Source organism: Vibrio sp. 661 (assembly GCF_033339315.1).
Taxonomy (GTDB): Bacteria; Pseudomonadota; Gammaproteobacteria; order Enterobacterales; family Vibrionaceae; genus Vibrio; species Vibrio alginolyticus.
Genome location: NZ_JAWOUJ010000014.1, coordinates 97,629 through 112,101 on the forward strand (window position 1 = coordinate 97,629; position 14,473 = coordinate 112,101).

7 protein-coding genes are annotated in these 14,473 nt (G+C 46.9%); 3 read left to right on the plus strand and 4 right to left on the minus strand.

Going from position 1 to position 14,473, the window contains the following annotated elements; translation table 11 throughout:
• Window positions 1-118: 118 nt before the first annotated feature.
• The 3 genes from recD to recC form a co-directional block, all read right to left on the minus strand.
• Window positions 119-2,266 carry an exodeoxyribonuclease V subunit alpha gene (gene recD / locus R7P69_RS19495; protein WP_238952091.1) on the minus strand — a complete coding sequence of 716 codons (2,148 nt, stop codon included), beginning with the start codon at window positions 2,264-2,266 and terminating at the stop codon, window positions 119-121.
• On the minus strand, window positions 2,266-5,940 hold the full coding sequence (recB, locus tag R7P69_RS19500) for an exodeoxyribonuclease V subunit beta (protein WP_238952361.1): 3,675 nt from the start codon (window positions 5,938-5,940) through the stop codon (window positions 2,266-2,268). The genes recD and recB overlap by 1 nt, the downstream gene beginning before the upstream one ends.
• 326 nt (window positions 5,941-6,266) lie before the next feature.
• Window positions 6,267-9,758, minus strand: coding sequence for an exodeoxyribonuclease V subunit gamma (gene recC / locus R7P69_RS19505; protein WP_318121652.1), 3,492 nt, complete (start codon window positions 9,756-9,758; stop codon window positions 6,267-6,269).
• Window positions 9,759-10,010: 252 nt separating this feature from the next.
• On the opposite strand from recC, the gene R7P69_RS19510 reads away from it, so the two are divergent.
• Window positions 10,011-11,834 (plus strand): DUF3413 domain-containing protein, encoded by a 1,824-nt coding sequence (locus tag R7P69_RS19510; RefSeq protein WP_238952092.1) that lies wholly within the window; start codon window positions 10,011-10,013, stop codon window positions 11,832-11,834.
• Between the two features lie 75 nt (window positions 11,835-11,909).
• Here R7P69_RS19510 and R7P69_RS19515 read toward each other — a convergent pair whose 3' ends face one another.
• On the minus strand, window positions 11,910-12,884 hold the full coding sequence (locus R7P69_RS19515) for a TDT family transporter (protein WP_017636010.1): 975 nt from the start codon (window positions 12,882-12,884) through the stop codon (window positions 11,910-11,912).
• A 109-nt stretch (window positions 12,885-12,993) separates the two neighbouring features.
• Here R7P69_RS19515 and R7P69_RS19520 point away from each other — a divergent pair, with 109 nt between their 5' ends.
• Entirely contained in the window at window positions 12,994-13,920 is a 927-nt protein-coding gene (locus R7P69_RS19520) for a LysR substrate-binding domain-containing protein (RefSeq protein ID WP_025768221.1), read from the plus strand.
• A 128-nt stretch (window positions 13,921-14,048) separates the two neighbouring features.
• Window positions 14,049-14,348, plus strand: coding sequence for a YebG family protein (locus R7P69_RS19525; protein ID WP_005380208.1), 300 nt, complete (start codon window positions 14,049-14,051; stop codon window positions 14,346-14,348).
• The last annotated feature ends 125 nt before the right edge of the window (window positions 14,349-14,473 follow it).

The window sequence follows — 14,473 nt, forward strand, 5'->3', positions numbered from 1 at the left end:
AGATTCAAAAACATCAATTGAAATGACTTTTCTTTCAGAAAGAGAATTGTTAAAACACAACTCATCACCAAGTTTGACATGTAACAAAGGTAAAACTGACTGTAAACTAAGTCCATAATCAGTTGGTAAGCCGCTGTACTAACCCACTCGCACGAGTGGTTTTCACCTTAATGCCTCGCTTCAGAACATTAAGTTCGGCGTAAAGAGCTAAACGCTTTTTCGCGCGGGTAATGCCTGTGTAAATCAACTCACGGGTTAATATCGGGCTAAAGTCTGGTGGCAAAATCATCAGGGTGTAATCAAATTCACTGCCTTGCGATTTATGGATGGTCATGGCGTAAGCCGTTTCATGTTCAGGTACTCGGCTCGGTAAGACCGATTTCACACTGCCGTCAGGTAACTCAAAAAAGACTTTCAAACGCGGTTCTTCTTCAGTGTCATCTCGCATGCAAATACCAATATCACCGTTATACAAACCTAAACCGTGATCATTACGCGTAACCATGACGGGTCTGCCGTGATACCAAATTTCATCCTGAACTTGAATGAACTTGCGCGCCGCGAGCGCTTTCTCGATGCGTTGGTTTAGCCCAGCAACACCAAAGTCACCTTCACGGATCGCGCACAGCAGTCGGCATTGGTTGAAGGTATCTAACACCACTTTGGCTTTGTGCGTTAGCGACTCTGGCTCTCCGGTTTTAGGATCGATTTCCTGTTGTCCAATGCGTTTGAGGTAACGACCGTATTCCTGCACCAACGTCTGCATCATTTGGTTGTAATGTTGACTACTTAGTGCGAAATGTTCGATATCGGAAAAGTCACGCGCCCAGACGTTATCTACGCTCGCAGCAGAACCTGAGTTAACCGCTTTTGCCAACTGACCAATGCCTGAGCGAGCATCAAATCGGTAGCTCTTTTGCAGCATACATAAACTATCAGCAATGCTAGATGCACTGTTACCCGTATGGGCTAAAGTATCGAACCCCGTCAGTTTTGCGATGGCTGACGCCTGCTCTTTGCCATAACCCAATGCATGGAACGAACAGATATCACCCAACACTGCCCCTGCTTCAACTGAGGCAAGTTGGTCTTTATCACCTAACAAAATCAGCCGCGCATGTTTCGGTAAGGCATCGACCACTTTGTACATCAGCGGTAAATCGACCATCGACGCTTCGTCGATAACTAAAATATCCAAATGCAGTGGATTTTGCTTGTTGTGACGAAATTCTGCGCTATTAGGAATCGCGCCAAGCAATCGATGCAAGGTGCTCGATTCAGTCGGAATTTTGGCTTTTAGCTCCGGAGAAACTGGCAGTTCTTGCACTGCTTTACCAATGGACTCGGTTAATCGCGCCGCCGCTTTCCCCGTCGGGGCCACCAGCTTGATGGTTAGATTTTTCTCGTGCGTCGCCTGTTCAATCAAAGCAGCAAGCAATTTGGTTACTGTCGTCGTTTTACCCGTACCTGGGCCACCAGAAATCACAGCAAATCGACGAGTTAACGCAACCGCCGCCGCGACTTTTTGCCAGTTCACACAAGCTGAGAGTGGTACGAGTTCATCCAGTGTTTGCAAATCTTGAACTTTGCGCGCATTGCTAAGCACGGAATCAATGGCGTACCAATCCAACGATTCGCTTGCGACCACATCAAGGTGGTCACACACCAATTGCTGACGCAACACTTGGTTGCTGCTTCCCGCTTCTACTGCTTTGCCTAACGCGTTAAACAGAAAATGGTATTGGCGTGCAAACAAATGGTTGAGCAACTCGGATAATCGCGCAAACTCTTGTGGTTGCAAGTTAACTGCGGCGCCCAACTGATTGAGCTTTTCCGCCAGTGTCACTTCATAATGCCAATAGCGGTGCAGATACAGACGCTCGCCATCGAACATCAGCGGCAAGGCTTCTCCTTGCGCGCCGACCACGGTGGAATTTTTTAATACTTGAATCCAGTCTATGCCTTGCAACTGTGTGTTGAGCACCAATGCCGACTCACCAAACAGCCCTAGCTTACTGGCTAAATCCGTAGATTGCCCTTGTGCATCGAACAGAGGCAGACAGATATGTCCTTTGCCAAGCTCACTACTGACAACACCCGCGATAAACGCCAGTGCTTGGCTGTCCGACTGTTCATCATGCGTTTGAGAATCAATAAAACAGGCGAATTGGTAGTCGAGCTGACGAATAGCACCTTTGTGCGCCAAGCGTTCCAACACTACCAATAGGCTATCTTGGTCAGAATGAAGATTGTGATTTGTCGTCATTAAAGTAGCTCCATCTGCCCGGCTTGAGTTGAGCGCGTTTCAAGTACTTGACCATCAATCAAACGATCCATCTCTTGTAAGAACTTGAAAGTTGGTTTCGCGGCAAAAATGCCGTGGTCACTCTGCCCATCCATGCCGCGCAAGAACAAGTAATACACGCCACCAAAGTGCTGTTCATAATCATAATTGGCCAATCGGCTGCGTAGGAAACGATGCAGGGCTAACGCATAAATCTGGTACTGCAAATCGTAGCGGTGATCTGCCATCGCCGATTTCAGAGCCTCACCATGATAGTGCGTCACATCGTCGCCAAGATGATTCGATTTCCAGTCAAGCACGTAGTATTTACCTTGATGTTCAAACACCAAGTCGATAAAACCTTTGAGCATGCCTTGCACGGTTTGGAAACCTAAATCCCCCGCTTTCGCCGACAACGGATCGTGACGTTGAATGACTCGGTTTAACGCCGGTGCAGACAAAACTTCAATCGGCAACAAAAATTCCATCTCCACCAAACGTTGCGACGGTGCTTTTTGATTCAGCAGCAAAGACTTACCATCCAACGGCGTTGCGAGTACGGTATCAATCAATTGCTGTAAAATAGGTAGCCACTCTTCATCGAGCTGTTCGCTTTCCATCAAGCCAAGGATGATTTGTGTATTCTCTTCCGTAGTGGCTGGCTGAGTAAATTCAACTTCCTCAAACAAGCTGTGCAGGAACGTACCCGGACGCGCACCACGAGGGAAGGTAAAAATAGAGCGCTCTGGCTCCACCAAATCCGCTTCGTCTTGCTCTTCAGATGAGTCGATATCAAAACCCGTAATCTCAATCGTGGCATCATGCTCGGCGTGATGAGAGCCTTGCTTGACCAAGCCAGAGTAACTGGTGATGCGCCAGTTTCTGTCGATAGGGTTTTGCAGTTCTTTCGCACTAAGATCGTGTACTTCTTCTTGTGGCGCTACGTACTTCTCTTCGAGTTTCTGCGGCGGATCGGCCACGACGACACAATCAAGCTCGTCTTGTTGCTTTGTTAAACCTTGGTGCAAATCGTTGATGCCACCTTCTTGACCATTCTGAATCAAATAGCCAATCGCACTGCGGTGTACGCCAGTTGGCTCTTTGGTCGAACGACCATTGCGCAAAGGCGAGGCTCCAATAAAACACGCATACACAGCACGCGTTAGTGCCACGTATATCAAGCGTAAGTCTTCCGCCAAACGCTCTTTGTCCGCTTGCTTCATGGACGCATCGTTGCCAGTGATATCCAGTACCGTGCGGTCATTGGCTGCATCGTAATATTTTGCTTCGCTGGCTTCTCGATAGCTGAACACAAACGGCAGAAATACAAGGTCATACTCCAAGCCTTTTGATTTGTGAATAGTTACGATCTGCACTAAGTTACGTTCCGATTCTAAACGTTGGATTTGGTCATCACTGCCACCCAAACCGTTTTCCGCATCACTGATAGACTGAGCGAGCCAACGCAGCAGACCGTGGTCGCTATCCAGTTCATTACTGGCTTGTTGAAGCAGTTCACCAATGTGCATTAAATCGGTAAGTACTCGCTCACCATTCTCACCCTGTGAACTCGCGCCTTCTTCTAGTAATCGCTCGGCAATATGGCGTTTGCTGATCACAGCGCGCAACATCGGCAGCACACCACGTTGAACCCAAAGTTTGCGATATTCTTTGAATTCGTTAACAGCGTTTTCCCACACCACTTCATCGTTATTAAGCGCATCCAAACTTGCTGCATCGAGGGCAAACAGCTCAGAGGCAAGACTTGCACGCAGTGCACGGTCATTTTCTGGAGCCAGCACCGCTTGCAGCAGACGCTGTAGATCCTGCGCCACCGAACTGGTAAACACACTGTCTCGGTTAGACAGGTACACGCTGGCAATGCCTTGGTCTGCCAACGCTTGTTTGATCATTCGACCTTCACTACCTGTTCGAACCAACACCGCGATATCGCCCGCTTGAACCGCTTTCTGTTTTTCGCCATTCACCAGACACGCTTGCCCCTGTTGAGCCTGCGTCAAAATAGCTTGGATTTGGCTTGCGGTCGCCTCTGCCATTCGAGTCAGATACTCGCCTTTTGGTAGCGGCTTATCGTCCGCTTCTTGCAACCAATAAGTCAGCGCGGGTTGCTTTTGACCACCCATAGTCCAAATGCGTTTTTCGGCATTGGGACTGTACTTAACGGGTGAGAACGGGATGTCCGAATCATAGATAAATGGGCTGTCTGGCAAAGCAAATACTTGGTTTACCGCCTGCACCATATCTGCGCTAGAACGCCAGTTGGTTCCTAACGTGTAGTGGGCACTTACTTGGTTACGCGCTTTGATATAGGTGAAAATGTCTGCGCCACGAAAGCCATAAATCGCCTGCTTGGGGTCACCGATCATAAACAAACCACATTCCGGGTTGTTCAGATAAATACGGCTGAAAATACTGTATTGAAGCGGGTCGGTATCTTGGAACTCGTCAATCATTGCGACAGGGTACAAAGTACGAATACGCGCCGCTAAAAGCTCGCTTTCGTCCGTATCGATAGAAGCAGAAAGTTGCGTCAGCAAATCATCGAAAGAGAGCCACTGTTTTTGATTTTTCGCGTTGGCCAGCATCACACGACAATGTTCAATCGCATGAGCAAGCAGTGGCGCTTTTAAGCTGATTGGATTGGCAAGAAATGTTTCAATGGCTTCAAATACCGCATGCTGCGGCGCACTGCCTTTCGGTGTTTTTTCCAACAAGACGTTTTGCGCGAATTTCTCCAGCTTGTCTGGATAATCGTAACCTGTAGTTTCCGTTGCCGCCCAAGCGTTTACCGCCTCCAACCACGTCGGCAGAGACTTTTTGGTATAGCTACGTTTGTTAATATCTGAATCTGAAATCAGCGTGAAGAAGTCATCTTGGCTTTCTCGCCACTGTGCTTTTAATTCATCAATTTTTTTCAGATTTTCAGTATGAAGATCAGCCAAACTGCCTTTCATTGCCGGAACAGAAAGGCTTAACGGCGCACCAGTTAAGTAATTGCTGATGTCAGACAACAACGCAGATGGAGAGCCCCATAGCTGGCGAATTTCTCCAGCCAAAGTAAATGGCAACGGGTAGAAATTGCGGCGCCAGTAATCGGCTACAACTTGCGCTTTTAGGTGACTTTCATCGGTCACAAACTCGTTATTAAATCGGCTGCCAGATTCAAACGCATTTTGCGTTAGCATACGTTGGCAAAAACCGTGAATGGTGTAGACTGCCGCCTCGTCCATCTGACGCTCTGCCTGCAATAAAATTTCTGCGGCTTGCTTGTGATCGTCAAACTCATTAAGCAAAGGTTGGATCACCGGATCGGAACTCTGTCCACGCGCAAACGCGATTCGCGCATCATGGATTCTTGCCCTGATACGATCGCGTAATTCCGCAGTTGCCGCTTCGGTAAAGGTTACGACCAGAATTTGGTCGACCGTAAGCGGTACGCGATGTCGAGTTTCCGCGCTGCCGTGACCAAGCAAAAGGCGCAGATATAAACCTGCAATAGTGAAGGTTTTACCTGTACCTGCTGATGCCTCGATTAACCTCGCACCATGCAGAGGAAACGTCATCGGTTCTAGTGGCGTTGGTTGAGGTTGCTCTGTGCGGTCTAATGTATGTAGAGGACACTCTGCACCTGACATTTGATCCATAACGCTGAATCTCTCCGGATTATTTACTAGGACGTATCACCTAATAAATGTGATCTATAGTTAAAAATTCTATTAATATGTTTAACAAGTTGGATAATTTAGAGCTTTGTGAGATCTTTCTCACGGTTATCCATAAGACGTACCGTTAGTATGCGCCCCACGAGATAAGCCAAACCTTTTGGCGGCACAACTCAAATGAATTAAACAAAAGTATCATGGTCCCTCTGACCTTGTGGCCGTACAGCGAACGCCCTACAAAAAATAATGATTTTCTGGCGGCCACCCTACTCTTCCTTCTCTTTATCCAACTGTCTTTATTACGCTTTTACGTCATCAGCGTCTTGAACCGCTAAGCGCGCACCTTGCAAAACTAATGCTGTCAGCAAACGAACTTCTGAGGCCAACTCATCATTCCAAGCAGGCCAAATTCGAGAGATGTACGCATTATTGCCTTCGCCCGGGCTCATGAAGCCATCATTGAATGCGTCAGCCATTTTCTTCAAAGATTTCTCTTCGTCATCTACCCACTGACCGCGACTAAAGCCCGCTTCAACACAAGCCAACGCCGTTTTCGGGAAATAAGGCAAAGGCTTAGTCATGCCTTCGAAGAGTAAGCGAACTAATTCAGTCAGTAGCTGTTTGGCATACTGAGCATCGGCAATTTCTGGGTAGATCAAATGCAGCGCGCCTTCTTTACGATCGTAACCAATGATGTGGGTTTTCTTAGCATGACCCGACGCCGACATGGCAAGGTGATCGATCCACGCAGCAAGGTAATCCTGCGAGCGAATCTTACCGCTTCGATAGCGAATCAAACCGGATTGGTAGCATTGAGTTAGCCAACCTGTTAGGCGAACGTTTTTCTCTTCGCCTTCATTTCGCTCAAACAAGGAATCAAACGTCAGGTCGATTTCCAAATCGTCTTGAGGCGCACCAGATAAAAACGCCAGTTTATCCACCAGCTCTTCCGCCTGAACTCGGTTGGTTTCAAACTCGATATCACCAAACGCCCCCACCGGCAGTTTGCCTTGCGCGCGCTGTTGACTCATAAAGTGTTTAAGCACCTCTGTTTTTTTCTCTGGCTGCATCAATGTCGTTTCAAGCAAGGTTTCTAACAGCTCATCACGCATTTGATAGCTTTCCAAACCACCTAAAACAAAGGGTTCGTCGTCTTCCATCACCGGTAGTGGCGGTTCAAAGATTACTTTTAAACGACGATTGAAAAAATACTGCACTGGTAAACGCCAGAAACGTTGCAACTCTACTAAGTCGAGCTCAAGTGGGAACGTCGCTCCTAACAGATAGTCGTCTAATGCCCGATTAAAATCACGACGAACATAGCCTTGCGATTGACTACTTTGAGTCAATGCCGCCGGAATCCACTCTTTCGCGTAGCTGGCGTGCATGCCTTGGAACGCCCTTGGGCTAAACGGCACCATGGCGTGGGTATTCACCAACGCATTTAATAAGTTGTCGCCAGACTCATCAACGGGCAACGCTTCATCACCACTTAAACAATAGTTTTGGTGACAGTATTCCATCAGCTCAGAAACCAGAACCGAAGGCACTCGCTCGGTGTTGTCTTGGATTGAACGGCCAACATAACTGATGTAGAGCGTTTGCTGTGCAGACAACATCGCTTCGAGGAATAGGTAACGGTCATCATCTCGGCGCGAACGGTCGCCCAGCTTGGTTCTTCCCGTCATCAAGTCAAAGCCTTCTGGCGGCATGGAGCGTGGGTACACGCCGTCATTCATCCCCAGTAGACAAACGGTTCTAAACGGAATAGAGCGCATCGGCATCAGAGTACAAAAGTTCACTTGACCAGCAAGGAAGCGCTGGCTGACTCGTGTGCCAGATAATTTGTTTTGAAGGTATTGGCTGATGATCGACGGCGATAACGCATCATCAAATGCGGCATCAGCTAATTGCTCTTTGAGTTGGCTGAGCGTATCGCGAATGGATTTGAGCGCCATTTCGCCTTCTAACTCAACAGAGAAGAAGTCATCCAGCAGTGAAACCAAAGTCTCTCGCCAACCATCGATAGTTTGAACATGAGAAAGTTTGCTTCGATAAGTGCTAATTTGTTGGATAAAGTGTGCCAACTTGCCCGCCAGCTCTGCGCCCATGCCTTGCACTTCGTTGTACGGAGACAAACTGCCTTGCTCGGTTTCAAACAAACCAGCGGATTCTGGCATCGCGTAGCCAAGCAACATTCGTTGAATACCAAATTGCCATGTGTTTTGACGAGTTTCCGGCAGTTCAAATTCGCGTCCGGTATTGGCATCCAACCCCCAGCGAATTCCCGATTCTTCAACCCATTGTTTGGCTTGTAAGAAATCATCTTCGCTGAGTTCAAAACGCTTTAATATCGCTGGAGTTTCCAGAAGTTCGAGTAGTTCTGATGCCAAACAGCGCGTATTGGGTAAGTTCACCAACTGCATAAATGCGGCCAGAATTGGGCTCTCTTGATCGGCGGTTCGGTCAGAAATCGAATAGGGAATAAAACGCTCACCCGGTGCGTTACCAAAGACCGCCTGAATCGCAGGGCTGTAAGCGTTGATGTCCGCGACCATCACGATAATATCGCGCGGTTTTAACGTTGGGTCAGCGTCGAACATCGCCAATAGTTGATCATGCAGCACTTCCACTTCACGCATCGGGCTGTGACAAGCGTGTAGGCTCAGTGATTTATCACCCAAGCTAACCACTTGTTTGTGATGACTGTTTTCAATCTGTTGGTCATCTTGATGTTCTTCAAGATTGAGAATATCCGCTTGCAATTGATGGAGCAGACTGTCGCGCTCAACATCAACAAAGGCTTCAATTTCATGAGATTCCAGCTGAGACAACAGATACATATTGTCGCGCCCGAGTTTACCCATGGATGCCAACAGACTGTTTCCGACCACATCGGTGTGCAGCTCATCGATCACATTATCTTCCAGTGATCCTTTCAGTTGCTCAGTTTCACCTTGCACTTCCGAGTGATCGTCCTGCCACACAACGTGCTGACGATGTTTCGCCGCCAAACGAGCCAGATATTTGCGATCTCGAACTTCACCCCAGTAATAACGACACGGGTTGGTGAACATCAGATGCACGTCGATGTGTTCACCAATTGCTTTTAGCGCATCCATATAGCGAGGCGGCAACGAAGAAATACCAAAAACAAACAAACGCTTGGGTAAATGGTCAAAATTGCCGTTAAAACTCGCTAATGTGTCGATAAAGTGCTCATAAAGATTGGCACGGTGATATGGAGACTGCCCTAACGACACAGTGTGATCATACAACGCTTGCCATAAGATCGGCTGCCACGGATGCTCATCTTCCAGCTCTGGCACACTCTGCCCAGCTTCCCAACTTGCGATCCATTCCGGACGATACACCAAGTAACCATCGAAAATATCGGCAATTTTCTCAGCCAGCTGATACAGCTTAGAGTGGTCACTGTCATCTTTGAGGTACTGCGCTAACGGCGAAAACACCTCTTGGTTGAGAAGCCCCGGCAGCAGATGCATCAACTTCCAAGTCATCGCTTCTTTGTTAAACGCACTGCGTTTTGGCACGTCTGGCAACACCTGCGTAAACATTTCCCAAATGAAAGTAGCAGGGAGCGGAAAATCAATGTTCGCGGCAACACCAAACTCTTTGGCCAATTCCATTTTTAGCCACTGGGACATGCCCGGACTTTGAACCAGAATTTGTTCTTTTTCGAACGGGTTTTCCAGCGGACTGATTCGAATCAGTTCGACAAGGAGTGATTTAAGAACGTCAACTTGGTTGGAGTGATAAACAGTAAACAAATTGGGAATACCGAGCGCCGATTGAAACTGTTAGCTAGCTTAGCACAGCCCCATTTAAACCCGCAGTGATCTCGCGTTCGGAAAAAACAAAAGGTTATATATCACTCAAATAGAGTATGAATCTTCTGAATTTTCACATGTCAATCAAGTCTGACACTTCCATACAAAATGTGACATTCGTCGCAACTGTTCCATAATAAAAAACACTGTTTTATACTCCCTCTACCCATAATTTATAAACAAACAAAAAGTATGTTTCGCAAACTGTCTTCCAACAGCGCTTGGCTGATTGCTTTTTTTGCTTGCTTTGCAGTGTACCTGTCGATCGCTTGTTATCCTTTTGTGTTGTCTAACAATCAGAATGAACCGCTAACCTTGTTGCAAGGTTACTATTTGGTTTCGACTCAATATGGCTGGCTGGGCTTGATCGCTCTTCCATTTATGTTGTTGAGTTTATTGCTCTCTTTTCTACCGACTCGAGCATTCAAAGGTATCGTGATCGCTATCGCGATCTGTCTATTGATCATGTTTAAAGTCGATATCCTCGTTTTTCAGCAATACAAACTTCACATCAACGCCCTATTAATCCGTATGTTTTTCGAAGGTGGCGGTGATGTCTTCGATATTTCTTGGATGAGTTGGCTTATCTTCGTCAGTGAAGTTGCCGTTCTGGTGATCGGGCTCGCCTGTACCGTTTGGGTAAGTAATAAACTGGCACAAAGCCGAGCTAAGTTCGTTTTGATCAGCGTTTGGTTTGCTGTATTGCTTAGCACGCAGATGATTCATGCGTACAAAAACGCACTTTACGACGATGAAGTCAGTCAGTTTTCGAATAACTGGCCACTTTACTACCCGCTGACGGCTCGTAAATTTATTTACAAACACGACCTAGTGGATGAGAACATTGCATCGAAGAACCGCGTAGAGTTAACCAACATTGAACGTAGCTCACTCAACTACCCGCTTGCGCCGATTCAAGTGCAAAGCAAAGAGAAACAGCCCAATGTTTTGTTTATCTTGGTTGACGCGTGGCGCTACAGTGATGCGACGCCGGAAATCATGCCAAATGTCAGCAAGTTCGCCGAAAAAACGGTAAATTTCACACAACATATGAGCGGCGGCAACTCAACTCAAGCGGGTATTTTCAGCCTGTTTTACAGCTTGCCAGCAACCTACTGGGAAAGCTTTTACGCAAGTCAACGCTCTCCTGTTTTTATGGATACGCTGCAAGCAGAAGGCTACCGCATGGGCATTTTTGGCTCGGCACCGCTCACCAGCCCGCCACTTTCTCGCACGGTATTCAAAAAAGTGTCGGACTTGACCCTGAAACAAACTGGGGAAACAGCTGTCGAGCGCGATCAGCAGATAACAGACAAGTTCATCGAGTTCCAAAAGCAGGATAGCGACAAGCCGTACTTTGGTTTTCTGTTCTACGATGCCGCCCACGGCACAGTATTTCCCGAACCTGAATTTGCGAAATTCAAACCATACTGGGAACGCGTTGACCACATTTTGCTCAACAACGATTTTGACGCTTCGCTTTACCATAATCGATACAAAAACTCGTTGTACTACATCGATAGCTTGATTGGTGATGTGCTGAAAAACGTCGACTTAGACAATACCATTGTGGTGATTTCATCAGATCATGGTGAAGAGTTTAATGACCATAAGATGAACTATTGGGGCCACACGGGTAACTACAGTGACGTTCAAGTACATGTGCCTCTTTACGTGTACATGCCAAATCGTCAGCCAGAGCAAGTTGATTACCGCACGACCCATTTTGACGTCGTGCCAACCATGATGAATACGCTGTTTGACGTTCAAGGCACAACGAGTTCATACAGCGTTGGTCATAACTTGTTTGATAGCTCTGCCTCTCGCGATTGGTATATTGCAGGCAGCTACTACAACTATGCATTGGTCGGCAAAGAACTGATGCTTGTGGTAAACCCTGGCGGGCACTCTCAGCAACTGAATCGCCAGTTAAAAGTCGAGAAAGAACAGAAAGTTCCTGTCGATATCATTCGTCATTCTCTGGATGAGATGTCGCGATTTTACAAAAAAGGCTAGTGTCCAACATCGACGCCGATTGAAATAAAAAAGCCTCTTGGTTGTAAGACCAAGAGGCTTTTTCCTATCTGCTATTTAAGCGTGATGAGCGTGCATCAAGCGTGGCTGAATCAATAAGTTGTTGATGTATTGTAAAGCCACATAAGAGACAACAAATGTTGCCACAATCAACTCAAGACCAGCTAAGCCTCGCACTTGTTGAACATAGTGCGCAGCCAATCCTTGCAACTCCATCCAATTCGCCATTTTAAACAGCGCCGTCGCACCGATCACCATCGGGAAAGTGAACGCCGCATAGCCTGGGCTAAATGGCAGTCTAAGCAATTTAAAGAATGCGAGGTAAATGATGGCTGTCATCAATACCGCGATACCAAATAGCATAGCGATGATCACTGGTGATGGTGTCGCAGTGACCGTTAAGTACCCTGCCAATGATAGACTTGCTGGCGCTGCCATGATTGCCATTGTTGGTTTCGCTGCATCCGGAATTTCATGGGTGAACATGAAACGGTAAATCATCATCGGCAACATGATCGCGTACGCCACCATACCAAACATCAATGCACCTTGTGCCACTGGTGCTAACATCGGGTTGCCAGAGAAAGACACATCCGCAACGATAATACCCACAGGCGGTACAAACCAACTAGGAACCATGTGGTGCAATTCAAAATCTTTGGCGCGATGGTAAACAAAGCTCACCAAGAACACGATGTGCAAAACCACCGCAATCAGCCAAAGCGCATCGCCAGCTAATGGGTAAAAATGGCCGAGAGAATTTGAAACCACCATGGTTCCCATCGCAAATGTCGGAACCACGCTGCCCACAACCGGATGAGCAAGATCTTGTCTCAATAGATGATTATGTAGCAAAAACTTGGTTGCCAATATAGCCAATAATATGCTCGCGATACCCGCACTAATCCACTGTCCGTAGCCATGTAATTCGGCGAAGTTCTCCCAACTCCAGCCCAAGCTTGCAATACCAAGAGCCAAACCCGCCATTGGAGTTGGTGCTCCCATTACTTTTGCTTTTGTTCTTTGAATCATAATGACCTCAACCAGACTCACTCTTGATGGGACGTATAATACGCTTGCACTTCGTTCCGATATATCTAATTATTTAAAACAAACGTTCAGAATTACTTAACGGTGGGGTATGGCAAGTCACATTTCTCTTAAACAACTGAAAGTGTTTACGACGATCACGCAGCACAAAACGCTCACAGCAGCTTCTGATAGTCTCTTTTTATCGAAAGCCGCAGTGAGCATGGCACTCTCAGAATTAGAAAAACAGATCGGCCATCACTTGTTTGATCGTGTTAATAACCGACTGATTTTGAACCAAGAAGGTCAAAAACTGCTACCACTGGCGGATGAGTTACTCAACCGAGCCAAAGACATCGAGAGCATTTTCGATGGTGACCAAGCGCTATCGGGCCAACTTCGCATTGGTGCCAGCGACACCATTGGCAACCAAGTCGCGCCCTATTTGCTTAGCGAATTTCGTCAGCAAACGAACCATCGTTCTCAAAGCCTGTTCATTTCTAACTCCGCACAAATCTGCGACATGCTGACCGATTACGAGTTAGACATAGCCCTCATTGAGGGCAAAACACTTCACCCTGAATTGCAGTCTACCCAGTTTAGCGAAGATGAAATGTGCGTGATTTGCGCGCCCGATTACCCAGCCGCGCACGAAGGGCCAGTAAACTTAACCGAGCTAGAAAACAGTGAATGGATATTGCGAGAGGCAGGATCTGGTTCACGCGAATTTTTTATGCGCGTTGTCGCGCCGCGCTTGGAACATTGGCATGAAGCTTTTCAGCTCAATACCACCGAAGCGCTGATCAACTCAGTATCGGCAGGGTTAGGCTTAGGTTGCTTATCACGTTTGTCTGCAGAACCTGCTATTCGTGACGGCCGCGTAAAACTGCTCGACATGCCTTTAGATATGAAACGTCGCTTCTGGTTACTGGTTCATAAAGAGAAATATCAAAGCCCATTGCTCAAAACGTTTATCGAATTTTGCCAAGATTGGGAGCGACCAACAAACCTTCCTTTGGCGGACAAATCCGCAAAGTGAAACCAAGATAGTTTAAATGCTAGTCAGTTAGTTGTACGTGTCTCTCATTCTGAGGCTTGTCGCTAGACTTGATTGGTCAAAAACTGTATAAAAAGCCAGTATCAATACACCAAATTAGGGGACCAACCATGGCTGTAATCGTCAAGTACGTGGTAGAACGCAATGGAGAAGAGAAAATGACTTTTACCTCTAAAGCGGAAGCTGACGCATACGACAAAATGCTGGATATGGCAGACGAGTTATTCTCACTGCTGGGTAAAAGTGAACTTCTAGAAGACGAAGGTAAGCAAGAAGATCTTGCAATGTTCCTTGCGCAAAACAAAGAAGAAGTGCTTTACGCTCTGGGTGCAAAACGTAAACCTGCACCAAAAAAAGCAAAGAAGCTTGAAGCTGTTGAAGAAGATAGCGAGCAAGAAGACGCTGCATAAGCCTCTCATTTGTTTAGAAAAAACGTCGCATTATGCGGCGTTTTTTTATTTTCAGCCCTAAACCACCTACTTCAGTAGGTGGTTATCATCCGTTTCGGCTTTGCCTGTAAAACTACTCATGCTAA

What these genes read in the sequence shown, in the direction of transcription:
- R7P69_RS19520 (WP_025768221.1), top strand. Translation starts at nt 12,994, where the DNA reads ATGGCAAGTCACATTTCTCTTAAACAACTGAAAGTGTTTACGACGATC.
- R7P69_RS19515 (WP_017636010.1), bottom strand. Translation starts at nt 12,884, where the DNA reads ATGATTCAAAGAACAAAAGCAAAAGTAATGGGAGCACCAACTCCAATG.
- R7P69_RS19510 (WP_238952092.1), top strand. Translation starts at nt 10,011, where the DNA reads ATGTTTCGCAAACTGTCTTCCAACAGCGCTTGGCTGATTGCTTTTTTT.
- R7P69_RS19525 (WP_005380208.1), top strand. Translation starts at nt 14,049, where the DNA reads ATGGCTGTAATCGTCAAGTACGTGGTAGAACGCAATGGAGAAGAGAAA.
- recB (WP_238952361.1), bottom strand. Translation starts at nt 5,940, where the DNA reads ATGTCAGGTGCAGAGTGTCCTCTACATACATTAGACCGCACAGAGCAA.
- recD (WP_238952091.1), bottom strand. Translation starts at nt 2,266, where the DNA reads ATGACGACAAATCACAATCTTCATTCTGACCAAGATAGCCTATTGGTA.